The 23,472-nt window shown below is 70.1% G+C and carries 24 protein-coding genes; 9 read left to right on the top strand and 15 right to left on the bottom strand.

Annotated elements, in window-relative coordinates; genetic code table 11:
* Window positions 1-147: 147 nt before the first annotated feature.
* Together QQ657_RS16500 and QQ657_RS16495 are read right to left on the bottom strand one after the other, a co-directional pair.
* The gene (locus QQ657_RS16500) at window positions 148-1,116 is read right to left on the bottom strand and encodes a R2-like ligand-binding oxidase (protein ID WP_284743013.1); all 969 of its coding nucleotides are present in this window, start codon (window positions 1,114-1,116) and stop codon (window positions 148-150) included.
* On the bottom strand, window positions 1,113-1,712 hold the full coding sequence (locus QQ657_RS16495) for a TetR/AcrR family transcriptional regulator (RefSeq protein WP_284743012.1): 600 nt from the start codon (window positions 1,710-1,712) through the stop codon (window positions 1,113-1,115). The genes QQ657_RS16500 and QQ657_RS16495 overlap by 4 nt, the downstream gene beginning before the upstream one ends.
* Before the next feature lie 94 nt (window positions 1,713-1,806).
* Here QQ657_RS16495 and QQ657_RS16490 point away from each other — a divergent pair, with 94 nt between their 5' ends.
* Window positions 1,807-2,430 (top strand): HAD family hydrolase, encoded by a 624-nt coding sequence (locus QQ657_RS16490; protein WP_284743011.1) that lies wholly within the window; start codon window positions 1,807-1,809, stop codon window positions 2,428-2,430.
* Here QQ657_RS16490 and QQ657_RS16485 read toward each other — a convergent pair.
* Window positions 2,427-2,669, bottom strand: a complete 243-nt coding sequence (locus tag QQ657_RS16485) for a hypothetical protein (protein ID WP_284743010.1) — start codon at window positions 2,667-2,669, stop codon at window positions 2,427-2,429. The two genes, QQ657_RS16490 and QQ657_RS16485, sit on opposite strands and share 4 nt — an antisense overlap.
* Window positions 2,670-2,802: 133 nt before the next feature.
* On the opposite strand from QQ657_RS16485, the gene QQ657_RS16480 reads away from it, so the two are divergent.
* Window positions 2,803-3,192: a cold-shock protein gene (locus QQ657_RS16480; protein ID WP_284743028.1), complete on the top strand. Its 390-nt coding sequence runs from the start codon at window positions 2,803-2,805 to the stop codon at window positions 3,190-3,192.
* On the opposite strand, the gene QQ657_RS16475 is transcribed toward QQ657_RS16480, so the two are convergent.
* Genes QQ657_RS16475 through QQ657_RS16465 form a run of 3 tightly spaced genes read right to left on the bottom strand, consistent with a single transcriptional unit; the run spans window position 3,189 to window position 6,388 of the window.
* A complete protein-coding gene (locus tag QQ657_RS16475; RefSeq protein WP_284743009.1) occupies window positions 3,189-3,665 on the bottom strand; it encodes a DUF2771 family protein in 477 nt (158 codons plus the stop codon). The genes QQ657_RS16480 and QQ657_RS16475 overlap by 4 nt on opposite strands.
* Before the next feature lie 10 nt (window positions 3,666-3,675).
* Window positions 3,676-5,571, bottom strand: coding sequence for an MFS transporter (locus QQ657_RS16470; protein WP_284743008.1), 1,896 nt, complete (start codon window positions 5,569-5,571; stop codon window positions 3,676-3,678).
* Window positions 5,572-5,620: 49 nt separating this feature from the next.
* Window positions 5,621-6,388: a glutaminyl-peptide cyclotransferase gene (locus tag QQ657_RS16465; RefSeq protein ID WP_284743007.1), complete on the bottom strand. Its 768-nt coding sequence runs from the start codon at window positions 6,386-6,388 to the stop codon at window positions 5,621-5,623.
* 50 nt (window positions 6,389-6,438) lie between these two features.
* Here QQ657_RS16465 and QQ657_RS56960 point away from each other — a divergent pair, with 50 nt between their 5' ends.
* Entirely contained in the window at window positions 6,439-8,712 is a 2,274-nt protein-coding gene (locus tag QQ657_RS56960) for a DUF3027 domain-containing protein (RefSeq protein ID WP_434056742.1), read from the top strand.
* Entirely contained in the window at window positions 8,687-11,512 is a 2,826-nt protein-coding gene (locus tag QQ657_RS16450; protein WP_434056743.1) for a sacsin N-terminal ATP-binding-like domain-containing protein, read from the top strand. Before QQ657_RS56960 ends, QQ657_RS16450 begins: the two co-directional genes overlap by 26 nt.
* A gap of 11 nt (window positions 11,513-11,523) precedes the next feature.
* On the opposite strand, the gene QQ657_RS16445 is transcribed toward QQ657_RS16450, so the two are convergent.
* A complete protein-coding gene (locus QQ657_RS16445; RefSeq protein ID WP_284743027.1) occupies window positions 11,524-11,751 on the bottom strand; it encodes a DUF2530 domain-containing protein in 228 nt (75 codons plus the stop codon).
* Window positions 11,752-11,833: 82 nt separating this feature from the next.
* Between QQ657_RS16445 and QQ657_RS16440 the strand changes: the two genes are divergently transcribed.
* A complete protein-coding gene (locus tag QQ657_RS16440) occupies window positions 11,834-13,303 on the top strand; it encodes an NCS2 family permease (protein WP_284743026.1) in 1,470 nt (489 codons plus the stop codon).
* Here QQ657_RS16440 and QQ657_RS16435 read toward each other — a convergent pair whose 3' ends face one another.
* Entirely contained in the window at window positions 13,304-13,885 is a 582-nt protein-coding gene (locus QQ657_RS16435; RefSeq protein ID WP_284743004.1) for a hypothetical protein, read from the bottom strand.
* 105 nt (window positions 13,886-13,990) lie between these two features.
* Between QQ657_RS16435 and QQ657_RS16430 the strand changes: the two genes are divergently transcribed.
* Both QQ657_RS16430 and QQ657_RS16425 read left to right on the top strand, forming a co-directional pair.
* A complete protein-coding gene (locus QQ657_RS16430; protein WP_284743003.1) occupies window positions 13,991-14,422 on the top strand; it encodes a MarR family winged helix-turn-helix transcriptional regulator in 432 nt (143 codons plus the stop codon).
* Between the two features lie 107 nt (window positions 14,423-14,529).
* The gene (locus QQ657_RS16425; protein WP_284743002.1) at window positions 14,530-15,786 is read left to right on the top strand and encodes an MFS transporter; all 1,257 of its coding nucleotides are present in this window, start codon (window positions 14,530-14,532) and stop codon (window positions 15,784-15,786) included.
* Window positions 15,787-15,907: 121 nt separating this feature from the next.
* Here the strand turns inward: QQ657_RS16425 and QQ657_RS16420 are convergent, their stop codons facing one another.
* From QQ657_RS16420 to QQ657_RS16395, 6 genes are all read right to left on the bottom strand, one after another.
* The gene (locus QQ657_RS16420) at window positions 15,908-16,129 is read right to left on the bottom strand and encodes a hypothetical protein (protein ID WP_284743001.1); all 222 of its coding nucleotides are present in this window, start codon (window positions 16,127-16,129) and stop codon (window positions 15,908-15,910) included.
* Window positions 16,130-16,569: 440 nt separating this feature from the next.
* Entirely contained in the window at window positions 16,570-17,373 is an 804-nt protein-coding gene (locus QQ657_RS16415; protein WP_284743000.1) for an arylamine N-acetyltransferase family protein, read from the bottom strand.
* Between the two features lie 105 nt (window positions 17,374-17,478).
* Window positions 17,479-18,102: a superoxide dismutase gene (locus tag QQ657_RS16410; protein ID WP_247017949.1), complete on the bottom strand. Its 624-nt coding sequence runs from the start codon at window positions 18,100-18,102 to the stop codon at window positions 17,479-17,481.
* Between the two features lie 197 nt (window positions 18,103-18,299).
* Window positions 18,300-18,959, bottom strand: a complete 660-nt coding sequence (locus QQ657_RS16405; RefSeq protein ID WP_284742999.1) for a biliverdin-producing heme oxygenase — start codon at window positions 18,957-18,959, stop codon at window positions 18,300-18,302.
* A 73-nt stretch (window positions 18,960-19,032) separates the two neighbouring features.
* Window positions 19,033-19,629, bottom strand: coding sequence for a TetR/AcrR family transcriptional regulator (locus QQ657_RS16400; RefSeq protein ID WP_284742998.1), 597 nt, complete (start codon window positions 19,627-19,629; stop codon window positions 19,033-19,035).
* Between the two features lie 16 nt (window positions 19,630-19,645).
* Window positions 19,646-21,145: a glutamate-cysteine ligase family protein gene (locus QQ657_RS16395; protein WP_284742997.1), complete on the bottom strand. Its 1,500-nt coding sequence runs from the start codon at window positions 21,143-21,145 to the stop codon at window positions 19,646-19,648.
* Window positions 21,146-21,356: 211 nt separating this feature from the next.
* Between QQ657_RS16395 and QQ657_RS16390 the strand changes: the two genes are divergently transcribed.
* Window positions 21,357-22,163 carry a TrmH family RNA methyltransferase gene (locus tag QQ657_RS16390; protein ID WP_284742996.1) on the top strand — a complete coding sequence of 269 codons (807 nt, stop codon included), beginning with the start codon at window positions 21,357-21,359 and terminating at the stop codon, window positions 22,161-22,163.
* A gap of 39 nt (window positions 22,164-22,202) precedes the next feature.
* On the top strand, window positions 22,203-22,814 hold the full coding sequence (locus tag QQ657_RS16385; RefSeq protein ID WP_284742995.1) for a DUF2537 domain-containing protein: 612 nt from the start codon (window positions 22,203-22,205) through the stop codon (window positions 22,812-22,814).
* On the opposite strand, the gene QQ657_RS16380 is transcribed toward QQ657_RS16385, so the two are convergent.
* Entirely contained in the window at window positions 22,811-23,416 is a 606-nt protein-coding gene (locus QQ657_RS16380) for a hypothetical protein (RefSeq protein WP_284742994.1), read from the bottom strand. The genes QQ657_RS16385 and QQ657_RS16380 overlap by 4 nt on opposite strands.
* Between the last annotated feature and the right edge of the window lie 56 nt (window positions 23,417-23,472).

The raw sequence follows: 23,472 nt of genomic DNA, 5'->3' as shown, positions 1-23,472 counted from the left end.
GTTCGGGTTCCGCACACCCGAATCCCTCATGGCACTGGCCATGCTCTCCCTGGGCGGCCACCGACCCGAACTACCAGGCCGATGACCACCCACACATCAATACGAAGAGCCCTTTAACGCCATGAAGGTGCCCCTCATGGCAAAGCGTCAGCCGACCGCCGCGGCCGCCTCCGCGATCGCCTTCGCGTCTTCTTCGCCGAAGGTGTCCTCGAGGTGCTCGGGCGAGTAATCCAGGTCGATCTGCTCCACCGGCATCCCGCGCGCCGACTCGATCGCGCCCAAGCGGCGCTGGGCCCGGTCCGCCGCGTACTGGATGATCTCCTCCGGGTCGTTGTCGAACGGCACTTCCTCGAACTGGTCCTGCACCCACTGGATCATGCTGAGCGCGTGCGGCAGCAGCTCGCCCATCCGCTGCTGGACCGCGTCCCACAGCGAGTCGTCCGCCGCGACGTGGCGGCGGCACGTGAACGTCCCCCAGGCCATGTGACGGCGCTCGTCGTCGCCGATGCGGCGGACCAGTTCCTGCATGCCCGGCAGGATGTTCTGCTGCGTGCAGATCAGCTGCCACGAGTAGTAGCCCGTCAGCGCGAGGCTGCCCTCGATCACGTGGTTGTACGTCACGCTCGCGCGGATCTGGTTGAGCGGGCTCGGATCGTCCTCCAGTGCCCGCAGCGACTGCGGTAGTTCCTCGTAGAACAGCTTGCGGTAGTGCGGGTTCTCCGCGACGAACGGGTGGAGGTCCTGCGTCAGCCCGACCGCGTCCATCCAGCGCCGGAACACTTCCGTGTGCTTGGCTTCCTCGAAGCAGAACTGCGTCAGGTACATCTCGTCGCCGAAGCGGCCGGTCGCCGACATCGCCCGCATGAACGGCTGGATGTCTTCGGTGACGGCCTCTTCGCCGGCGATGAACTGGGCGACGAGGTACGTCGTGCTTCGTTTCTGCTCGTCGTTGAGCGTGTCCCAGCCTTCGCGTTCGCGGCTGAAGTCGATGTCGGCCGGGTTCCAGAACTTCTTGTTCCCCTTGGCGAACAGGCGCAGCGGGAACGAGTCCCAGTTCAGGCCGCCCTTGCGCAGCGAGGAGAAACCGGTGCGCAGTTCCGAGAGGGTGTCGGTCATCGTGTCACTCCATTGTGGACGAATTGGCGGATGGCGGGGGCCAGTACGGCGGTGACGGAGTCGGCGGCTTCGGTCGCCGAGTGCGTGGAGAGCACCAGGTGCGACAGGGAAAGCCGCACCACGGTCTCCGCGAGCAGGGCGGCCGCCTCCGCCGACAGCCCAGGTTCGAACGCCCGGTACTGCTCGGCGGCGAGGGCGGCGGCCGCGGTGAGGATCGGCTCGCCCCTGGTCGTGAGCAGCGGCAGCAGGTCTTCGCCGGCTTCGGTGCCGAGCGCCGCCGCGACCAGGCGGTTCTCCCGCGCGTGCTCGATCGTGTAGACGACGGCGTGGTGGATGCCGGCCAGGAGCCCGTCCGCCGTCTCGAACCGCTGCCGGATCCCGTCGAGGAACTCCGACGCGGTGCGCAGCGCCACCGCCTGGGTCAGCGCCGCCTTGTTGCCGAACTCGTTGTAGACCGTCTGCCTGCTCACCCCGGCCCGCGCCGCGACGTCGGCCATCCGCAGCCCCGCGTAACCGCCTTCCGGCAGCAGGTCCGCGGCGGCCTCGAGCAAGGCTTCCCGGAGGGACGCCTTCGTCCGGTCAGTGAAGCTGGTCACACCTTCACCTTGACACAGATGTCTCTGCTGTCAAGGCGCTGTACATGATCGGTTGACGTGTAAATCTGTCGGTGGTCCCGGCTACGGTGCTGGTGTGGGCATCACGGTGGGGTTCGACCTCGACATGACACTGATCGACGCGCGGCCGGGCATGGCCGCGGCGATGAACGCGCTCGGCGCCGAATCCGGCCTGCCGCTGGACGGCGACGCGTTCGCGGCCAACCTCGGCCCGCCCCTCGACGACATCCTGCGCGGCTTCGAGGCACCCGAGGAACGCATCCCGGGTCTCGTCGACCGGTTCCGCGCGCTGTACCCGGACATGGTCGTGCCGAGCACCGTGGCCCTGCCGGGCGCGGTCGAGTCGCTGCGCGCGGTCCGCGCGGCGGGTGGGCGCACGCTCGTCGTCACCGGCAAGTACGGGCCCAACGCGCAGCTGCACGTGGACGCGCTCGGCCTGGACGTCGACGAGGTCGTCGGCGAACTGTGGTCGACGCGGAAGGCGGAGGCGCTCTTGGCGCACGACGCGCGCGTGTATGTCGGAGATCACGCCGGCGACATCCGGGGTGCGCTCGCCGCGAGCGCGATCCCGGTCGGCGTCACGACGGGCCCGTGCGACCGCGCGCTCTTGCTGAGCGAAGGCGCCGAAGTGGTGTTCGACTCGCTGACGGAGTTCCCGGACTGGTTCGAGCGGACCTTCGCGGGGAGCGCGGTGCCCTAGTCTGCTTTCTTGGCCCTGGCCTCGAAGACCAGCGCGAGCAGGCCGAGCAGCAGGCCCAGCGGGGTGACGACGCCGGCGCCGACGGACAGCCAGATCGGCAGGTTCTCCAGACCGGCGGCGAACATGATGAACACCGTCAGCACGGCGAGCATGCCGAGGGCGAACAGGCCGATGCCGATCCGCATCAGAAACGGTTTGCCGGGGGCGGCCACGGTGGCCTCCTTCGTCGCGGTCGTCATGAAGCAGAGGGTATCCGCCGGTATCGACTTCTCCCCAGGGCATGTGGCGAGATACCCTTTCAGGAGCGCGCCCTGGGTACGCCCACCGGGCGCGTTCGTCGTGAGCGGGACAGCAGAAGGATTGGTGAGGGAAGTGCCGACCGGCAAGGTCAAGTGGTACGACGTGGAGAAGGGGTTCGGCTTCGTCACGCAGGACGATGGTGGCGCCGACGTCTACATCCGCAAGGCCGCGCTGCCGCAGGGCGTCGAGGGGCTCAAGGCCGGGCAGCGGCTCGAGTTCGGCGTCGCCGACGGCCGCCGCGGTCCGCAGGCGCTCTCCGTCCGGCTGCTCGACCCACCGCCGTCCGTCGCCGAGGCGCGCCGCCGCCCCGCGGAGGAGCTGCACGGCCTGATCGAGGACATGATCAAGCTCCTCGAGCTGAAGGTGCAGCCGGACCTGCGGCGCAACCGCTACCCGGATCGCAAGCACACCAAGCAGATCGGCGAGATCATGCGCGCGGTGGCCCGGGACATCGACCCCTAGGCCTCGAGCCGGAGACCCCACACGTCGCTGGGCAGCAGGCCCGACTCACCGGTGCTGGAGTTCAGCACGGCGGTGTACTTCTGCACGTCGACCGCCGAGATGCGGTCGGCGGGCGTCGGCGGGGTGACGGTGTAGGCGTAGCGGTCCAGCGACGTGAACGGGATCGGGTCGCTCTGCTTGAACTCGCCCTGCGGGGTGACGTACTCGTAGACGATCTGCCACGGCGCGTCCGCGACCTCGCCGGGCACCGAGATCTGCACGGGCTTGCCCGGGCGGACCTTCAGCGTCTGCGTGTCACCCTTCGCGCTGCACGGCTGCGCGAGCTGCTGGGAGTAGTCGCACGACAGCACCGGCGTCGTGTTGATCGTGTGGCCGTCGGCATAGAAGGTGACCTCGGCCGGGCCGGGCGCCGAGCAGCCGGCCACCGCGAACCCACCGGCCGCAAGCAGGGCCACCACCCGGGAACGTCGCATGTGCCGGAGCCTACCGGCGGGCCGACGGGTCCCTGGGCAGGCCCTGGGCCGGGAAGCTGCCGGTCGGCTCGGGGCGCAGCGGCCGGTCGCCGCCGAGCCCCGGCACGAGCGAGCCGCCGCGGCGCACCAGGTACGTCTGGGTCGTCCCGACCGCCAGCAGGATCGTGATGACCATGAAGCCGATCCAGTACGTCGGCGGCAGCAGCAGGCCGATCGCGCCACCGAAGCACCAGGCCAGCTGCAGCACGGTCTCCGAGCGGCCGAACGCCGACGCGCGCGACTCCTCGGGCAGGTCCTCCTGGATCACGGCGTCGAGGCTGATCTTGGCCAGCGCGCTGGCCGTCGCGCCGACCAGGCCGACGATCGCGGCCGTGGCCAGGCCGGGCAGGATCGTCGCGACCAGCGCGGCCAGCACGCAGCCCGCCACACACCCGACGATCACCTGGTCCGGGCTGCCGAAGTGCAGCCGCGAGCCCAGCGCATTGCCGAGGAACCCGCCGGCGCCCGCGGCGGCGCCGATCACGCCGAGCAGCAGCAGCTGCATGAACGGCGTCTGCCCGCTGCCTTCGGTCTGGGCCTTCACCGCGAACGCGGCGAACATCATCAGGAAGCCGGTGAGCACGCGCACCGAGCCGTTGCCCCACAGCGCGACGACGATGTGGCGCCCCATCGGCTGGCGCCGCTTCTTCTCCGTCGGGTGCGCCAGCAGAGACGTCGGCACCTCGCCCTCGGTCGCCTCGACCCAGGCCGGGATCCGCATCGACTGCACGGCGGCGGCGACGCAGATCAGCGCGGTGAACCAGAGCGCGCCCGCCGCGCCGGAGATCGCGTTGATGCCGCTGGCCAGCGCGCCGAACGCGCCCGCGGCGACGAGGCCGAACGTCGTCAGCCGGGCGTTGGTCTTGGAGAGCGTGATCTCCGACGGCAGCACCCGGGGCGTCACCGCGGCCTTGAGCACGGTGAACGACTTCGAGAGCACCATCATCCCGAGCGCGGCCGGGTAGAGCAGCCAGTCGTCGAAGTGCAGCGCCATCACGACGGCCATCAGCCCCTGGCCGACCGAAGACGCGCACATCGCGAGCCGCCGGCCCCGCTGCACCTTGTCGAGCGCGGGGCCGATCACCGGCGCGACCAGCGCGAACGGCGCGATCGTGATCAGCAGGTAGAGCGCGACCTTGCCCTTGCTCTCGCCGCTGGTCGCGGCGAAGAACAGGGTGTTGGCCAGCGCGATCGCCATCGCCGCGTCGCTGGCGTAGTTCAGCATCACGGCGTAGGTCAGCGAGGTGAGGCCCGACTTTTCGGCGCCGTCGGCCTTCGTCGCGCGCTGGAAGGCGCCGACAGCCTGGCCGGTCAGCTGCCGGCTGCGCATCGCCGCGACCCGCGTGACGGTGATCTTCTTCGGCAGCTTCGGCGTGCCACCCGGGGTGTGCGGCTCTTCCCGCGGCGGCAGGGGCTCCGCCTCGGGCGGCCGCGGCTCGCCCGCGTAGCCACCGGTGTCGTAGTGCTCGTACTCACCGCTGCCGGGACGGCGTTCGCCCTGGTAAAACCCGGGCTGCTCGCGGCGGACCGGCTCGGTGCGGTTCGGGTCGTAGGGCCGGGCGCCGCGCGGCGGCGGTGACCGGTGCCCCATCGGCGCGGCGGTGGTCGGGGCCTCGTGCGGCGCGGCGTCGCCGTAGTAACCGCCACGCGCGGGTGGCGGAGGCGGCGGCGGGACGGGCCGTTCGACGCGGGTGGGCGGCGGCGCGCTCCGGTGCTCGACGCGGGTGTGCTCCGCCCGGCTGGGGGCGACGGCCTCCCGCCACGGCTTGGCCTGCGAGGTGCCCGGCTCCGGCGTCCAGCGTCGCTTCGACTTGCGGCCGCGCGGCTGCGAGCCGGAGCCGTCGGAGCGGGAGCCGAAGAGTGCCACGTCTCAATCCTGCCTTACCGGGGGTCGGTTCCGCCTGCTCATCCGTGCTTCAGTCGTTCTTCGGGACGAACCTCACCCGGAACGTGACCTGCCACTGCTTGCCGGTGAGGAGGAATTCGTCGGTGCCCGGCACGGCGGCGATACCGTTGAGCACGTCCTCGGTGCCGGTTGTGTTCAGCTGCGCGCGCAGCTGACCTGCGTCGATCATGCCGGTGACGTGTCCGGTGGCGGCGTCGACCCGCAGGATGGTGTCGGTGTGCCAAACGTTTGCGTAGACGTCGCCGCCCACGCACTCGAGTTCGTTGAGCTGGTCGCGCCCGACGTCGACGCCGCCGGTGACGGCGAAGGTCTTCGGGTCGCGGAAGGTCAGCCGGGACGAGCCGTTGCTCATGACGAGCCGTCCGTCGGCCTGGTGGCAGAGCCCCCAGCCTTCGCCGTCGTATTTGACCCGGCGCAGCTCGACGAGGGTTTTGGCGTCGCGTTCGATGGCGAAGCCGTCCTGCCAGGTGAGCTGCCACAGCGTCGGCCCGAGGACGGTGACGCCCTCGCCGAAGAGCGGCGAGGGGAGCGTGGCGGTGGTCGTGGGCGGTCCGCCGGCCGGGCCCGCGGTGAGCGTCGACTGCCCGGCGAGGCCGGTGCTTTCGTAGAGAGTGCCGCCGGCGAACTCGAAGCCTTCGGTGAAGGCGGCGGGGTCGTGCGGCAAGGTCGAGACCACCTGGACGGTCAGCTGTTCCGGGTTCGTCTCCTGGCCGGGGGCACTGGCGCAGCCGCCGAGCGCGGCGGCCACCAGCAGCGTGGTGATGATCGGCGTGCGCACATGAACAGCCTGGCACGGGCGCCGAGGATGCGTGCGGCACAATTGGCCGCATGACGCTGCTGCTGACCCTCGATGACGGTTCCGTGCAGCGCAAGCTCGCCGATGCGGTGGAGTTCGCGCGCGCGGCAGTGCTCGACGAAACGCCCGAGGAGCAGATCGGCACCCACGTGGGTGTTTCGCGTGAGGACGCGGTCACGGCGAGTCACCTGTTCGAGGCCCAGGTCCCGGGTTATCGCGGTTGGCGCTGGTGCGTGACGGTCGCCTTGGCGGGCGACGACGAGCCGGTGACGGTCAGCGAGGTCGTGCTGGTGCCCGGGCCTTCGGCCTTGATCGCCCCGGCGTGGGTGCCGTGGGAGCGCCGGGTCCGCGCGGGCGACCTCGGCGTCGGCGACATCTTCCCGACGGACGAGAACGACCCCCGCCTGGTCCCGGCGTACTTGCAGTCGGACGACCCGGCGGTGGAGGAGATCTCCCGCGACGCGGGCCTGGGGCGGGTGCACGTGCTGTCCAGGTTCGGCCGCACGGAGGCGGCCTCCCGCTGGCACGGCGGCGAGTTCGGGCCACGATCGGACATGGCCCGCAGCGCGCCAGATGTGTGCGGGACGTGCGGGTTCTTCGTGCAGTTGGCGGGCTCGTTGCGCGGAGTGTTCGGGGTGTGCAGCAACGACATCGCCCCGGCGGACGGCCACGTGGTGGACGTGGAGTACGGGTGCGGAGCGCACTCGGAGGTCGAGGTCGAGGTGACCTCGTCGGTCCCGGTGGCGGAGTTGGTCTACGACGACTCGCTGTTGGACTTCACGCCCGCTCCGGCGGAAGTGGTGGAGACGGCGGCGGCCGAGCCGGAGACGGCGATCGCGGAGGCGGACGTGTCGCCGGCGGAGGTGGAGCCGGAGTCCGCCGTCGCCGAGGCGGCTGGGGTTGTTGCGGAGCCGGCGGTTGAGCAGGGTGAGGTTGCCGAGCCGGTGGCGGCTGAGGCCGAGTCGGTGCGGGCCGATGCGGTAGGTGCAGCTGCCGAGCCGGTGGTGGCTGAGCAGAGTGCGGCGGCTGAGCCGGTGGCAGCTGAGGCCGAGCCGGCGCAGGTTGAGGCGGCCAGTGTGGTTGCCGAGCCGGTCGCGGCCGAGCGGATTGCGGCGGAGTCGGCTCTGGCCGAGCCGACGGTTGAGCAGGGTGCGGTTGCCGAGCCGGTTGCAGCCGAGGCGGAGCCGGTACAGGCTGATGTGACAGGTACTGCTGCCGAGCCGCAGACTTCCGAGGCGGAGCTGGCACAGGCCGATGCGGCCGGTGCGGTTGCTGAGCCGGTTGCGGCTGAGCCCGAGGCCGCGCAGGTTGAGGTGGCCGGTGCGGCTGCCGAGACGGTCGCGGCCGAGGGTGAAGCGACCGATGCGGCGACCGAGCGGATTGCAGCGGAGTCGGCCTCGGCCGATGTGGTTGCCGAGGCGGAGCTGGCGCGAGCCGAGGCGCCTGAGGTGACTGCTGGCGCGGAGGTGACAGCTGCCGATACCGAGGTTGCCGAGCCGGTGGATTCCGACTCGGCGCAGGTTGAGCCTGCCACGACCGAGGGCGAAGCGACCGATGCGGTGGCGACGGCCCAGGCTGAGCCGACCGATGTGGTTGCCGAGCCGCAGGCTGCGGCGGCCGAGCCGGTTGTGACCAATGCCGAGCAGACTCAGCCGGAGCAGAGCGAGGCAGCAGCCGAAGCTGCTGCGCCGGCGGCTGCTGCCGTGGCGGAGCCTGCAGTTGCCGAGCCGACTCAGGCTGAGGTGACTGGCACCGTGCCGCAGGTCGCTGATGCCGAGCAGACCGAGCGGAGCGAGGTGGCAGCCGAGGCTGCGGCTGAGCCGACTCAGGCTGAGGCGACCAACGCTGCGCCCCAGGTCGCCGATGCCGAGCAGGCGGTTGCGATCGATGGCGAGCCGGCCCAGGGCGAAGCAACTGATGCGGCCACCGAGCCGGAGTCTCCTCAGATCGCAGCTGATGTTCCGGAGCCCGCGGATGCGGAGCCCACCCAGGTTGAGGCCGCTGCGCCGGTCGAGGCTTCTGTGGCTGAGCTCGCTCAAGCCGACGCGACTGATGCGGTTGAGGCCGCGGCGGATGTTCCCGAGCCCGCCGAGGCCGAGCCCGCCGAGGCCGAGCCCACCCAGGCTGAGGTGACCGATGCGGCTGCCGATCCTGCGGCGGTGGAGGCTTCGGTCCATGAGCCCGCTCAGGCTGACGAACTGCCTGCGGCCGCTCTCACCGACAATGTGGTCACCTCGGAGCCGGTTGCCGATGAAGCAGAGGCCGGCCGCACCGATGGCGATGTCACCGGTGAGCAGCACCACTGAGCCGCACGGGGCCGATCCCTTCGGCACCGCGCGGCTCCGGGACTCCACCCTGCGCGCCTGGCAGGACTCGCCCACCCGGCTTCTCGAAGACACCAACGTCGAGCACGATCTGCGCGTTGGTGCCTATCGGGATCGGCTCTTCGTCGAACTCGCCCAGAATGCCGCCGATGCCGCCATGGCCGTCGGGCAGCCTGGGCGGGTTCGGGTGTCCCTTGTGGACCGGGAACTCAGGTTCGCCAACACCGGCGCTCCGCTCGACGCGCGCGGGGTGGCTTCCCTCGCCTCGCTGCGGGCGTCCGGGAAGACCGGGGACACCGTCGGGCGCTTTGGTGTCGGCTTTGCCGCCGTTCGCACCGTTTCCGACGCTCCCACCGTCGTCTCCACCAGCGGTGGTGTCGTCTTCTCAGCCGAGAGAACACGCGCTGCCGCGAACATCGAAGGTGACGTTCCCGTTCTGCGGCTGCCTTGGCCGGTGGCGGCCGACGTCCCCGCCGGATTCGACACCGAAGTCCGGCTGCCGCTCAGGGATGACGTCGATGGCCGGGCCCTTCTCGACCAGCTTGGCGACGACATCGGGGACCTTCTCCTCGCTCTGCCGTGGCTGGCTGAGGCCGATGTGGACGGTCGCGTTTGGACTCGAACGATAAACCAAGACGTCGTCGAAATCCGTGGTCCGCAAGGGGAAACCCGGTGGCTCACTCATCGCGGTGACGTCGTTTGGGCGGTGCCGGTCGACTCCGATGGAGTCCCGAAGCCGCTCGACGAAGATGTTCTGCACGCCCCCACCCCGACCGATGACGGGCTCTCGCTGCCCGCGCGGCTGCTCGCCACCGTGCCCGTCGAACCTTCGCGGCGTCGGGCTCTGCCTGGGGCCGAGCTGAACAAAGCACTCGAGAACGCCGCCAAGGAATACGTCCGGCTGGTGCGGCTGCTGCCGCCGGAACGGCGGTACGCGCTCGTTCCCACGCCGGGCTTTCCGAAGTCCACTGTGGATGCGAAGCTGCGCGACGAAGTGCTCGCGAACCTCAGTGTCGAGCCGTGGCTGTCCACTCAGGACGGTGGAGAAGTCGCCGGGCGGCAGGCGAAGGTCCTCGACGTCGACGTGCCCGGTCTGTCCGAACTGATCGCCGACGTCGTTCCCGGGCTGCTCAAGGGCGTAGCGCCCGCCGGTGTGCTGAAAGCCGTTGCGGTGCAGGTCATCAGCGTCGAAGAGGTGCTGGAAACGCTTACCGGCGTCGCCAGGGAACCGAGCTGGTGGCACGACGTCTACGCGGCACTCGCCAAGGCGGTCGAGTCTCACGCGCTCGCGAGTGAGCGGCTGGATGGGCTGCCCGTTCCGCTCTCCGACGGCCGGACGCTGCCCGGAGCGCGGGGGTGCCTGCTGGTCGAGGGTTCGGCCGAACTGCTCGAACTTCTGTCCGATGTGGACATTCCGGGGCTGCGGCTGGTGCACCCCGCCGCGTCGCACCCGTTGCTGGAACGCTTGGGCGCCAAGCAAGCCGACGCTCGTGAGCTGCTCAACGCCGACCAGTTGCGTGACGCCGTCGAGCGCAGTGTCGAAGACGTCCGGTCCGGATTGGACGGTACGACGCTCGCGGGCGCCGTCCTCCGGCTGATCGCCGACTGCGGGGACGACGCCCCGCGGTGGGTCGGCGCCCTCGCCTTGCCTGCCACCGACACCTGGCGACGCGCCGACGAACTCGTGCTCCCCGCGTCGCCGCTCATCGGCATCTTCGACGAAGAGGTCTTCGAAGAGGACGGCGCACTCGACGTCCTCGACGAGGACTTCGCCGAAGACTGGCCGGATGGCACGCTCAAGGCCGCCGGCATCCTCGACTCGTTCGCGGTGGTCGCCGACGACGAGCCGCACGAGCCCGACCACGACCTGCCGGACGAGGAAGCCTGGTGGGACTCGCTGCCGGAACCGCCGTCGACGCTCGTCGCGATCCGGGACCTCGACCTCGTCGCCGACGACGCCTGGCCCGCCGCGCTCAAGCTGCTGGCCGCGCGTCCCGAGACCTTGCCCGCTCTGCGCGCGCCGCGGGGGCACGCGGCCTGGTGGATCGCGCAGTACGCCGTGCTCGGCGGGCTTGCCCCGAGCGAGTGGCGCCTGCCCGGCGCCGACCTGGCCGGGCTCTACGACGAGGTTCCCGACCTCGGCCTGAGCGAGGAACTGCTCGAGACCGCCGGGGTGCGCACCGACCTGGCACTGTCCAGTGTGGACGAAGCCGAGGACGTCCTGAAGCGGCTCGCCGATCCGGATCGGACGATCTCGACCGGACTGACCACTCGCGCTTACGACGCCGTCGTCGAGTCCGGGTTCGAACCCCGGCCGCCGGAAGGGGTCCGAGCCGCCGACGGGTCCGTTGTGGACGGTGCACTGGTGCTGGACGTCCCGTGGGTGGCCGGGGCGCTGGAACCCGATCAGTACGTTGTCGCGCCCGAGGAGCCGGAGCGCCTCGCGGACCTGCTCGACCTTCCGCTCGCCAGTACCGAACAAGCCACCGTGACCAGCGAAGGCGAGTACGCGCCTTGGGCCGAGCTGCCCGCGCTGAAGCTCGTCGCCGATCAGCTCGGCATCCGCCTGCCCGAGGGTGGCGTCCTGGTGCACGACCCGCTGACCGTCTCGATCCAGGGCGCCGAGCACGACGTCCAGTGGTGGTCCGACGGCCGCCTGCACGCGGCCGACACTTCCGAAGGCCTGGCGCGCGCATTCGCTTGGGCGGCCGAGCGCTGGCCCGACCGGCACCTCATCACCGCGCTGCTCGACGACCCGTCACCGCGGACACTGCTGGCGTAAGCGTCAGGGGCTCAGAGCCGCTGCGCCGACTTCGACCCCCGCCGAGCCGCGGCCCGCTGCCAGCCGATGATCGCCAGGCCGATGAAGCCGAGCACGAACCCGGACAGCGCTGTCTGCACCCACAGCCCCGAAGTCGTGAAGAAGAGCACCACCAGCGCGACAGCCCAGATCGAAGTGCCTACGATCACCACCGGCGTCAGGTCGGTCAGCCTCTTGGGCAGCTCCGGCGTGGGCCGCAACGAGCCCGTAACCTCCGGTGGATTGCTCGGATCACTCACGAGGTGCAGGGTACTCCGCAGCAGCGACAGAATGGGCAGGCGAATGGCGGAGCAGGAGACGACCCGCACCGGGACGTCCACACTGGACCGGTTCTTCAAGATCAGCGAACGGGGTTCGACCGTGCCGCGCGAGCTGCGCGGCGGTCTGGTCACCTTCGTCACGATGGCCTACATCGTGGTGCTGAACCCGCTGATCATCGGCAGTTTCTCGGCCGACGACGCGGGCGCGCACAAGGACCTCCTCGGCGGCATCCTGCCGGTGTCGCAAGTCGCCGCGGTGACGGCGCTCGTCGCCGGCGTCATGACCATCCTGATGGGGCTCGTCGCGAACTACCCGTTCGCCATCGCGACCGGCCTCGGCATCAACAGCCTGGTCGCGGTCACCATCGCCCCGCAGATGACCTGGCCGGAAGCGATGGGCCTGGTCGTCATCGAGGGCGTCATCATCGTGGCGCTCGTGCTGACCGGGTTCCGGACCGCGGTGTTCCGGGCTGTGCCCGCGTCGCTGAAGTCGGCGATCGCGGTCGGCATCGGCGTCTTCATCTGCCTGATCGGCCTGGTCGACGCCGGGTTCGTCCGCCGGCTGCCGGACGCCGCGCACACCACCGTCCCGGTGGGCTTGGGCATCAACGGCTCGATCGCCTCCTGGCCGACCGCGGTGTTCGTCGTCGGCCTGCTGATCACCGGCATCCTGGTCGTGCGCAAGGTCAAGGGCGCGATCCTGATCGGCGTGCTGTCCTCGACCGTGCTGGCCATCGTCGTCGAGGCGATCGTCAAGGCCGGGCCGTCGCAGGGCACGAACCCGAAGGGCTGGAACCTCGGCTACCCGGCGCTGCCGGACCAGGTCGTCGGCCTGCCGAACCTCTCGCTCGTGGGTGACGTCTCGTTCGGTGCCTGGACGCGGCTGCCGATCATCACCGTCTGCCTGCTGGTGTTCACGCTGGTCCTGGCCGACTTCTTCGACGCGATGGGCACCATGACCGGCCTCGCGAAGGAGGCCGACCTGCTGCCGAAGGACGGTCAGCTGCCCAACGTCGGCAAGGCGCTGTTCGTCGAGGGCCTCGCGGGCGCGGCCGGCGGGTTCGGCTCGGCCAGCTCGAACACGGTGTTCGTCGAGTCGGCGTCCGGTATCGCCGAAGGCGCGCGGACCGGCCTGGCGAACGTCGTCACCGGCGTGCTGTTCATCGCCGCGATGTTCCTGACGCCGCTCTACCAGGTCGTGCCGGTCGAGGCGGCCGCGCCGGCGCTGGTCGTGGTCGGCGCGATGCTGATGGCGCAGGTGCGCGACATCGACTTCACCGACTACTCGATCGCGCTGCCCGCGTTCCTGACCATCGTCGTCATGCCGTTCACGTACTCGATCGCCAACGGCATCGGCGCCGGCTTCGTCAGCTACGTCGTGATCCGCGCGGCGACCGGCAAGGCCCGCCAGGTGCACCCGCTGATGTGGGTGATCGCGCTGGCGTTCGTCGCGTACTTCGCGGTCGGCCCGCTCCAGGCGGCGTTCAGCTGATCAGCCCGGCGCGTTGACCTTCATCGCGGCGTCCAGCACGCCGCGGTTGGAGTCGAACTCGGTGGGCGGCGCCTCGTAGCGGATCGTGACGAGGCTGTCGCCCGCGCCGAGCCCGATGATCGCGACCCGTTCGGGGTAGCGGCCGTCGCGGAGATAGGTGTAGTCCCATTCCGCCGCGTCCCCGATGTCACCGGCCTGCACGGGCTTGACGACCGAGCCGTCTTGGTGCGCCTTCGCGGCGATGGCTTGGAGCCCGCTCAGCGCGTCCTCTTGCGTGATCGGCACCTTGTCGGTCTCCAGGAGGAGGTGACCGCTGCGGTAGCTCGCGCGGTCGTTCTCGTGGGTCACGGTCCAGCCCGACGGGACCGGGATCTGGATCGACCAGCCGCGCCCGCCGGCGACGTCGGGGAAGTTGTAGGCCTCCAAGGTCGCCTGGTACGGCAGCGTGGTGGTCGTCGGCATCGACGGCGACGGCGGTGGTGGTGCGGCCGCCGGAGCTTCTTCGCCGCGCCAGAACTGCGCCGCCACGATCGCCAGTACCGCCGCGCCGACCACGGCCGAGCCCACCAGCTTCTTGTTCATCCGACCCCCAGGTTCTCCTTCGGGGAGGACGCGCGACCCGCCTCGCGGGTTGCGGTTGACGGAGATCACCTGAAGGGACGAAGTTTCGTAAGGTATGCTAACTATATGTCCGGCGACACGCACGAACGCTCCTTGGCGAGCCGTCTGCGTCTCGCGGTGGTCCGGCTCAACCGCCGGCTGCGGGCACAGCGCGTCGGGGACGACCTCACGTTGACGCAGGTCGCCGCGCTGTCCACCCTGCACAAGTGCGGTGCGCTGACCCCGGGTCAGCTCGCCGCGAAGGAAGGCGTCCAGCCGCCCTCGATGACGAGGGTGATCGCCGCGCTCGAGGAGATGCAGTTCGTCGAGCGGCGCCCGCACCCGACCGATGGCCGGCAGGCCATCGTCGAGCTGACCGACAGCGGACTGGCCTACGTGCAGAAGGCCATCTCCGTGCGGGAGGCGTGGCTGGACCGGCAGTTGGCGGAACTCGGCGACGAAGAGCGCGAAGTGCTCTCGAAAGCCGCCGAAATCATAGACAGGATGGCGGGGAACTAACCACGGTGACGGCCACGGGTAGCGAAATCGAACGTTCCATCGAGACCACTGCTACCCGGGACACGGCGCCACCGCCGTCCGCCTCGCCACCATCCCAGCGCGGCAGCATGTTCGCGTCGCTGCGGGTCCGCAACTACCGGCTGTTCTTCACCGGCCAGGTCATCTCGAACATCGGCACCTGGATGCAGCGCATCGCCCAGGACTGGCTGGTGTTCACCCTCAGCGGCAACAACCCGATCGCCCTCGGCATCGCGGTGGCGCTGCAGTTCGCGCCGACCCTGTTCCTTTCGCTGTGGGCCGGGGTTCTCGCCGACCGCGTCGACAAGCGGCGGCTGCTGACCTGGATCCAGGCCGCGGCGTGTTCGCAGGCCGTGGTGCTCGGCGTCCTCGACATCACCGGGCTCGTCGCGCTGTGGCAGGTCTACGTCCTGTGCTTCACGCTCGGCATCACGGCGTCGCTCGAAGTGCCGACGCGGCAGTCGTTCGTCGCCGAAATGGTCGGCCGGGACCAGATCGCGAACGCCGTCGCGCTGAACTCGTCGATCTTCAACATGGCGCGGATCGTCGGGCCGGCGATCGCCGGGTTCGCGATCACCTGGATCGGCACCGGCTGGCTGTTCATCGCGAACGCGGTCAGCACGGTCGCGGTGATCACCGGGCTGGTCCTGATGAACCCGGACAAGCTGTTCCGCGTCGCGGCGGTCCCGCGCGAGAAGGGGCAGCTGGCCGAGGGCCTGCGCTACGTCCGGCGGCGCTCGGACCTGATGACGGTGATGGTGCTGGTGCTGTTCGTCAGCACGTTCGGCATCACGTACTTCAGCTCCCTCCCGATCGTCGCGGCGAACGTGTTCCACACCGCGGCCGACGGCTACGGGCTCCTGTCGACGCTGGTCGCGGTGGGCACGTTCACCGGCGCGATCATGTCGGCCCGCCGCGGCACGAAGGGCCGGCCACGGGTGCGGCTGATGCTGGTGTCGGCGTTCTTCCTCGGCGTGTTCGAGCTGATCACGGCGTTCATGCCGACGTACCTCACGTTCGGCCTCGGCCTGATCCCGCTCGGCTTCGCCACGATGACGTTCCTCAACACGGCGAACGCGCTGGTCCAGACCTCGGTCAGCCCCGAGATGCGCGGCCGCGTGATGGGGCTGTACGTGCTGGTGCTCATCGGCGGCAACCCGATCGGCGGGCCGATGGTGGGGTGGATGGCACAGGCGTTCGGCGGGCGGTCTCCGTTCTACATCGGCGGGGCGGTTTCGGCGTTGGCCGCGGTGGTGTGCGCGATCGTGCTGATTCGGCGGGGTGGGGTTTCGTGGCCGGTTCAGCGGGGGTTCGGGCTCCGGGTGCTCAAGCGGGCGAAGGTCTAGCGGCTGTCTTGGCTGCTCGGAGCGGGAGGCTGTAGAGTGACCTCGCACCCGCCATTAGGCGGGCGAAGTGGACCCGGCAGCCTTCCGGACGGTGGGCGGGCCGGGTTTCGCGTTTCCGGCATCAGACGGTCTTGATGTCCGCGACGAAGTCCTTCGCTCGTGCTTTCCACGGGCCTCCTCGTTGCCAGCACCAGGCCAGTGCGTCGGGGATCGCGAGCAATGGCTCTTCGTGTGCGCGGTGGTGGCGGTATTCCAGTGCCTCGCAGCCGTGTAGCCGGGTCGACCGGTAAAGGATCCGCCGGTCGAGTTCGAGCACGGATTCGTCCGTCTCGATGACGAGCATTCGCGCGCCGGTGGCCGAGAGGTCGGCGATCAGACCGTTGAGACAGGCCTCGCGCTGCCGCCTGCGGTCGTGTGCCGAAGCGTCCTAGATCGTGACCGCCGGATGCAATTCCGCGATGACGTCGAGGATTTGCTTGCGCCGGTTGTCGCTCTCGTGGGTGAAGTGCAACCGTCGCTGCCTGGGCAGTATCAAGCTGCGGATGGCCTCCGCCCGGCGTGACGAAACGTGATCGAGGGAGCCCGTTCTGTAGCTGCGACGGAGCATCACTCGAACGAGTGAGATCCGGGTCTCGCTGTCGAGCCTCTTGTTTGAGAGGTGAGGTTAGGCTAACCTCATACATGTCCGCTTCGTGGTGGGAGCGGCAGTCAGTTCGGGAACGGACGGAGCCCCGGCCCTGGGAACCCCAGGCCGGGGCTTCGTTCATTCCCGGCCGTGGTCATTCACGGCAGTGTCGGGCTGAGCGCACCGCTCGTCAAGGGACTCTCACCCGGTGGCGTCGGCAGGCGCGTCAGCGGGAGGCCGAAGTAGACCCGGTACGCCATCCGGATCGCGGCCTCCGTCGGCAGCACGACCTCGTGCCGGACACCGTCGACCGTCTCGATCAGACGGTCGCCCGACAGCGTCACCCGGCCCTGGGATGTCGGGCGGGAGCACGTCAGCGACTTCGTGAAATGGGACTCCGGGGACGTCGCCTGCCACCACGCCATCGGGACGAAGTCCGCGAGGGGCCGCGGGCGGCGCTCCAGGCGGTACTGCGGCTTGCCGTCCAGCAGGACGTCGATGTCGCCGTGGGGTCCGTCCAGCAGCAGGAACTCGCCGTCCGGGTCGGCCTGGGCGTCCACGCCGGACAGTCGCAGCGGGTGCCGGGAAAACCGGCCGAAGCCGACGTCGACCAGCCATGGCTCGTCCAGGGAAACGATGATCGCCGCGTGGTCCAGGGGCGGGCCGAGCGTGCCGTCCGGGCGGAAGACCTGGGCCGCGTGCAGCGAAACCGTGTACCCGAGTTCGCGCAGCAGGGCCGCGAAGAGCCCGTTGAGCTCGTAGCAGAAACCGCCGCGCCGGCGCCGCACGATCTTGTCGGTCAACGCCGCTTCGGTCAGCTCGACCGGCTCGCCGAGGTGGATGCTCAGGTTCTCGAACGGGACCACGGCCAGGTGGCGTTCCTGCAGGTGGCGCAGGGTCCCCAGGTCGGCGGCCGCGGGCCGGTCTACCCCCAGTCGCGCCAGATACGCGTCAACGTCCATGGCTCAACTCTCACACCTCGACCGCACTCGAGGTCAAGCGATTTCACCCGTCGACGAAAAACGGGGCCCTCCCGTGCAGGAGGACCCCGTTGGTGCCGGAAGAGCTCAGCCGAGCAGCAGGCCGTTGCCGCCGGCGACGGCGTTGTCGAAGCGCTTGCTGATCTCGGCCCAGTTGTAGATGTTCCACAGGGCCTCGACGTACTTCGGCTTCACGTTCTTGTAGTCCAGGTAGAACGCGTGCTCCCAGACGTCGACCAGCAGGATCGGCACGGTCGGCAGGACCAGGTTGTTGTGGTGGTCGCGCAGCTGCTGGGTGATCAGCGTCTTGCCGATCGGGTCCCAGGAGAGCGCGGCCCAGCCGTTGCCCTGGATCGTCGTCGCGACGGCGGTGAACTGCGCCTTGAACTTGTCGAAGGAGCCGAACGCCTCGTCGATCGCGGCCGCGAGCTCGCCGGTCGGCTTGTCGCCGCCTTCGGGCGACAAGATCTTCCACCAGACGACGTGGTTCGCGTGGCCGGCGAGGTGGAAGGCCAGCGTGGTCTGCAGGCCGACGATGTCACCGAAGTTGCCGGCGTCGCGGGCTTCCGCGATCTTGTCGAGCGTGTCGTTCGCGCCCTTGACGTAGGTCGCGTGGTGCTTGCTGTGGTGCAGCTCGTTGATCTCGCCCGAGATGTGCGGCGCGAGCGCGCTGTAGTCGTAGTCGAGATCGGGGAGCTCGTAGCGGGCCATTGGCCCTCCTTCTGTCTTCGACACAAGTTTCCTGTACCGAACCTAGTAGCACACGCTCCTTCGCGGCGAGCGGGGGCGCGTGGTCGTCACTGCGTGGGACGACGGGCTCGTCAGTGGCGTACCCGAGGGTCCGCCACTCGAAACCGAGCCTGCTACCTGGACCTAAGTAGAGGTCAACGAGCTGTGACGACGATCATTCAGGCGCGGTACTCGTCGAGCCTCGAAGCCAGCTCCTCGAACACGGCGACGTTGCACTCGAACGCCACCAGTGTCTCGTCGATCACCCGCGCGCGCTCGGCCTCGTCCCACGGCGCGTTGTCCAGCTTCGCGCGGTACAGGTCGCGGAAGCGGGGCGCACTGCCGATGCCCTCGAAGTGGTAGAAGAGCGTGCCCGCCTCGGCGACGTCGTACTTCTTCTCCAGCAGCCGCCGGATCGCCTGGCCGCCCGCGATGTCGCCCAGGTAGCGCGTGTAGTGGTGCGCCACGTACCCGCCCGCCCACGAAGACGCTTCGCCGACTCGCGCGACGTACGCCCGCGTCGACTCCAGCGGGGAGATCGTCGAGCGCCAGTCCGGGCCGGCCAGGTGCGCGAGGTCGCGCTCGAGGTGGGGCAGCCGGCGCAGCTCGTCGAACACGAACTCGCCCCCGACCGGGTGGCCGGCCATGCGGTCGCTCGCCGCCTCGATCGCGCCGTAGATGAAGTAGTACTGGATCGCGAGCTGGGTGTAGCCCTCCTGCGTCAGCTCGCCGCCGAGCAGGGCGCGCATGTACGTCGAGTAGTTGGCCTTCTCGTGCACCTGGAGAGTCGACGCGCGCAGGGTCGCCGAGAAGGGGCGGGCATCCGTGGTCACCGACATGGGCAGGCCTCCCGGCGATCGATCTGACACGCTGTCAGAAAGATCGTAGGGCATTTCTCCGGGTTAGGCTACCCTAAATCGCGGCTCCGACCGCTCGCAGCACGAATCGCACCGCCGCTTCGACGACGTCGCCGAGCTGCTCGGGGGGCCCGTCGACCAGCGTCCGGTTGCCCAGCGCCGCGGTGATCATCGGGATCAGGACGTCCGGGTCCTCGGCCGGCCAGCGCCCCAGGTCGACACCGCCGGCCAGGATCGCGCGCAGCCGGTCGGTGATCGGGTCGGCGTGCGCGCTGATCCGCCGGTACGCCGCGGGAGCCAGCGCCGACGCGAGCGCCGTGCCCGGCGGCATGTGGTACTCGGCCAGCACGCGCAGCTGCAGCCGGACGAACGTGGCGAGCTGGTCCACCGGGTCGGCGTGGGCCTCGACGGCTTCGGTCAGCCGCGTGACGTACCGCGCCGCCTCGTCCTCGACGAACGCGACGAGCAGGCTTTCCTTGTCGGGGAAGTGGTTGTACAGCGCGGTCCGGCCCACGCCGGCGGCCGAGGCGACCCCGGCGAGCGTGATCGCGTCGAAGCCGCGTTCGTACAGCTGGGCGCGCAGGACTTCGAAGACCCGCGTCCGCACCTCACGCCGGTGCGCTTCGAGCGACTCACCGAGAATCTTCGGCATCGACCCAGGCTAGCGCTCAGTCGTCCAGCTGCCAGGTGTGCACCGGCTCACCGGCCTCCGAGAGCTCCAGGTAGCGCCCGAGCATCCGGGTCAGCGCCGCCTCGCGGTCGAGCCCGCTTTCCTGCGCGCGCAGGACGTAGTCGCGCTGCCAGGTCGCCCCGGTCCGGCGGGCGAGGCAACGGCGCTCGATGATCCCGAGGTAGCGCTCGCGGGCTTCGTCGGAGACGTCGGAGCGGCGCAGCCCCTCGTGGGCGAGCGGGAGCAGCACGCGCAGCGCCAGCTCGTCCGGCGGGATCCAGCCGATGCCCGGCCAGTACAGCTGCGCCTCGAAGCCGCGGCGCGCGCCCGCGTAGAGGTTCTCTTCCGCCGCCTGGAAGGACATCTGGCTCCACACCGGGCGTTCCGCCTCGGCGAGCGCGCGCTGGGCGCCGTAGAAGAACGCCGCGTTCGCCACGGTGTCGACGACGGTCGGCCCGGCCGGCAGCACCCGGTTCTCGATCCGCAGGTGCGGCAGTCCGTCGACGACGTCGTACACCGGGCGGTTCCAGCGCCAGATGGTGCCGTTGTGCATGCGCAGCTCGGTGAGCTTGGGCGCCTGGCCCGCGTCGAGCGCCTCGATCGGGTCTTCGACGTCGGTTTCCGGGAGCAGGCCGGGGAAGTAGCGGACGTTCTCCTCGAACAGGTCGAAGATCGACGTGATCCAGCGCTCGCCGAACCACACGCGCGGCCGCACGCCCTGGTTCTTCAGCTCTTCCGGGCGGGTGTCGGTCGCCTGCAGGAACAGCGGGATGCGCGTCTCCTGCCAGAGTGCCTTGCCCAGCAGGAACGGCGAATTCGTGGCGAGCGCGATCTGCAGCCCGGCCAGGCACTGGGCCGCGTTCCAGTGCGCGGCGAACTCCTCCGGCGCCACCTGCAAGTGCAGCTGCACGCTCGTGCACGCGGCTTCCGGAAGAATGGATTCCGCATAGCTGCGAAGGCGTTCCGGTTGCTGGCCCGGCAGCGGCGCGCCTTCCATCGCCAGCACGGTCCGTTCGCCGCGCGCCGCGAAGATCTGGTCGTTCAGCGTGACGTACCGGGATTTGTTGGTGAGCCACTTCTGGTCGAAGTGCTCGTGCTTCAACGTCGGCAGGATGCCGATCATGGCCAGCGACGACCCGGTGTCGCGGGCCTTCGACGCCGCGGTCGCGAGGTACGCGCGGAGGTCGTCTTCGAGCTGGAGGGCCGAATCGCCGGCCAGCGGCCGCGGCGGCACGTTCAGCTCGATGTTGTGCTGACCCAGCTCGGTGGTGAACGACGGGTCGTCCAGTGCTTCGAGCACGGCGGTGTTCGTCATCGACGGGCGCAGCTCGCGGTCGACCAGGTTCAGCTCGACCTCGAGGCCGATGTTCTTGCGGGGGAACGAAAAACTGCCGTCGGTGAGCATGCGGGCCAACGTGTCGAGACAGCGCTGCACCTTGCGGCGGTACCGTCCCCGGTCGAGCGTGTTGAACGGTTGCGCCGCGAGGTCCATCCCCATGACCATCCCTGCTTTTCGTTGACGCGGAACTAGGACGTGTTTCAGGTCCTGGCGGACAACCGTTACACAGCCGATGCAACCGGGCTAGCGGCCAAACTGGTGCTCTCCGTCACGACGAGTTAACCGACAGCAAAAAGAACCCGTTTGCCGCACTCCCGGCCGGACGTTCGGACCAGTGAAGCGCCCGGCAAGCGGATGAAAGACTGGGCGGATGGGCCTGATCCACATCGACGGCCGGGACGACCCGAGGGTCGACGATTTCCGGCACCTGTCCACAGCGGACCGCCGGCCGGACCGCCCGGGCGGCAAGGGACTCGTCATCGCCGAAGGCACCGTCGTGGTGTCCCGGCTGCTGGCGTCCCGGTATCCGGTACGGGCTTTGCTGGGCGTCGAACGGCGGTTCGCCGAGCTGGCGGACGACCTCGCCGGGACGGACGTGCCGCAGTACGCGGCTTCGGCGGAGACGATGGCCGATGTCGTCGGCTTCCACCTCAACCGCGGGATCCTCGCCGTCGCGGACCGGCCGGCGCCGCTGACGGTTTCCGAAGTCGTCGCGGACGCCGGCACGATCGCCGTCCTCGAAGGCGTGGGGGACCACGAAAACCTCGGCGCGCTCTTCCGCAACGCGGCCGCGCTCGGCGTCGGCGGCGTGCTGCTCGGACCCGGTTGTTCCGACCCGCTCTACCGGCGCAGCGTGCGCGTGTCGATGGGTCACGTCCTGCGCGTGCCGTTCGGGCACCTCACGGACTGGCCGGGCGGGCTCGACGACCTCCGGGCGCGCGGGTTCGCCGTCGCCGCGTTCACGCCCCGGCCGGGCTCGGTCCCGCTGCGCGAACTGCGGGCGCACGCACCAGGGCGGGTGGCGCTGCTGTTCGGCGCGGAAGGTCCCGGGCTGACCGAAACGGCGCTGGCGGCGGCTGATCACGCGGTCCGGATACCCATGCCGGCCGGTGTCGACTCCCTCAACATCGCGACGGCCGCCGCCGTGGCCTTCTACGAACTGGCGAGGGCCGACTAAGGTTTCGGTTTCGAGGCGTAACCGGCGCGAAGGGACACCATGGAGCTGCGGATCCGCGGTGAGCGCGCGGTGCTCGCCGGACCCGGCGGGGACCAGGCGCGCGAGGTCGACCCGCACAAGCTCGCGATCGGTTCGGACCTCGCACAGGCCCTGCACGAATGGGCGCGCGTCGCGTCCGCGGTCTCCGCCGATTCCGGGGCCGAAGCGGGCGCGGTCGTCTCGCAGCGCGGCCGTCAGCTGGCCGGCCGGCTCGCCTCGGTGATGGGCACGACCGTGCGGTTCGTGGACCCGGTGACCGGCGCCGACACGGTCGTCGAACCGGCTCCGCGGGCCGAGGCGCCCGGCCACAAGTTCGTCCGGACGGTGCTCGGGCCGGCGGGCCCGCCCGGGGAGCCGACGCCGTGGCTGACCGGGCTGACCGTCTCGGCGTTCATCGCGGCCGTGGTCGTGGTGGCGATGCTGGCGCTGGCTTCGACGCTGGCCCGCGAGACCAGCGGCTGGCTGGCGCTCGCGGCGTCGGTCGTCGTGACGGCCGGGATCACGCCGTCGCTGTGGCTGATCCGCCGCACCCCGATCCTGCGCTGGGCCGCGTACGGCGCGGCGGGCGGCGTCGTGATCGCGTGGGTCGGCGTGCTGGTGATCGCCTTCTAGCGGTACCGGACGTAGGTGACGAGCGTGCCTTGGGCGCGCGTCCGGGTCTGGGAGCGGAAGGCGTAGCCGTGGTAGCCGGCGATCTGGCGGAGCAGCTCGGGGGAGACGTCGAACTGGCCGGAGAAGAAGCTGACGCTGTTCTTCCCGGTGAACTCCTTCGCCAGCCAGCCGACGCGGGCCGAGCGGGGGAAGATCCGCAGCACCCACAACAGCGGGGGCACGCCGAGCAGCGTGAGGGAGAAGCCGATCGCGAAGAGGCGTTCGTTTCCGGTGACGGCGGCCGTGATGGCGCTGCCGCCGAAGCACAGCAGGACCCACACCGCGGGGGCGAGGAAGCCGGTGAACGACATCCGGAACTTCCCCGGCGCGCGTGGCGGTGCCGACGGGCGGCGCAGCAGCAGGATCAGGTCGGTGGGATCGGCGAAGTGCGCGACGGTGGTCAGGCCTTCGCCGCCGGCGATCTCGGCGATCCGGGCCGGCGGCAGCTTCGCGTGCCGGACGCTGACCCACAGCTCGTCACGGCCTTCGAGGTGGTTGCGCAACCACTGCTCCCGGCCGGGTGCCCCGCTCACCGCGGCGGCGCGGGGCCTGGGTGTTGTCATCGACTGTCACGCTGCATGACCGATCCCTCCCTCAGCGTGACATCGTAACCTGGCGG

It is taken from the genome of Amycolatopsis ponsaeliensis (assembly GCF_030182635.1).
Taxonomy (GTDB): domain Bacteria; phylum Actinomycetota; class Actinomycetes; order Mycobacteriales; family Pseudonocardiaceae; genus Amycolatopsis; species Amycolatopsis ponsaeliensis.
This window is presented reverse-complemented; position numbering and strand designations above follow the sequence as displayed.

Bases quoted from the DNA above. Each gene is read 5' to 3' on its own strand.
- QQ657_RS16385 (WP_284742995.1), top strand. From the start codon at position 22,203: ATGGAGCTGCGGATCCGCGGTGAGCGCGCGGTGCTCGCCGGACCCGGC.
- QQ657_RS16410 (WP_247017949.1), bottom strand. From the start codon at position 18,102: ATGGCCCGCTACGAGCTCCCCGATCTCGACTACGACTACAGCGCGCTC.
- QQ657_RS16450 (WP_434056743.1), top strand. From the start codon at position 8,687: ATGTCACCGGTGAGCAGCACCACTGAGCCGCACGGGGCCGATCCCTTC.
- QQ657_RS16420 (WP_284743001.1), bottom strand. From the start codon at position 16,129: ATGCTCGTCATCGAGACGGACGAATCCGTGCTCGAACTCGACCGGCGG.
- QQ657_RS56960 (WP_434056742.1), top strand. From the start codon at position 6,439: ATGACGCTGCTGCTGACCCTCGATGACGGTTCCGTGCAGCGCAAGCTC.
- QQ657_RS16390 (WP_284742996.1), top strand. From the start codon at position 21,357: ATGGGCCTGATCCACATCGACGGCCGGGACGACCCGAGGGTCGACGAT.
- QQ657_RS16435 (WP_284743004.1), bottom strand. From the start codon at position 13,885: ATGAACAAGAAGCTGGTGGGCTCGGCCGTGGTCGGCGCGGCGGTACTG.
- QQ657_RS16500 (WP_284743013.1), bottom strand. From the start codon at position 1,116: ATGACCGACACCCTCTCGGAACTGCGCACCGGTTTCTCCTCGCTGCGC.
- QQ657_RS16405 (WP_284742999.1), bottom strand. From the start codon at position 18,959: ATGTCGGTGACCACGGATGCCCGCCCCTTCTCGGCGACCCTGCGCGCG.
- QQ657_RS16430 (WP_284743003.1), top strand. From the start codon at position 13,991: ATGTCCGGCGACACGCACGAACGCTCCTTGGCGAGCCGTCTGCGTCTC.
- QQ657_RS16425 (WP_284743002.1), top strand. From the start codon at position 14,530: ATGTTCGCGTCGCTGCGGGTCCGCAACTACCGGCTGTTCTTCACCGGC.
- QQ657_RS16485 (WP_284743010.1), bottom strand. From the start codon at position 2,669: ATGACGACCGCGACGAAGGAGGCCACCGTGGCCGCCCCCGGCAAACCG.
- QQ657_RS16415 (WP_284743000.1), bottom strand. From the start codon at position 17,373: ATGGACGTTGACGCGTATCTGGCGCGACTGGGGGTAGACCGGCCCGCG.
- QQ657_RS16395 (WP_284742997.1), bottom strand. From the start codon at position 21,145: ATGGGGATGGACCTCGCGGCGCAACCGTTCAACACGCTCGACCGGGGA.
- QQ657_RS16440 (WP_284743026.1), top strand. From the start codon at position 11,834: ATGGCGGAGCAGGAGACGACCCGCACCGGGACGTCCACACTGGACCGG.
- QQ657_RS16475 (WP_284743009.1), bottom strand. From the start codon at position 3,665: ATGCGACGTTCCCGGGTGGTGGCCCTGCTTGCGGCCGGTGGGTTCGCG.
- QQ657_RS16400 (WP_284742998.1), bottom strand. From the start codon at position 19,629: ATGCCGAAGATTCTCGGTGAGTCGCTCGAAGCGCACCGGCGTGAGGTG.
- QQ657_RS16380 (WP_284742994.1), bottom strand. From the start codon at position 23,416: ATGACAACACCCAGGCCCCGCGCCGCCGCGGTGAGCGGGGCACCCGGC.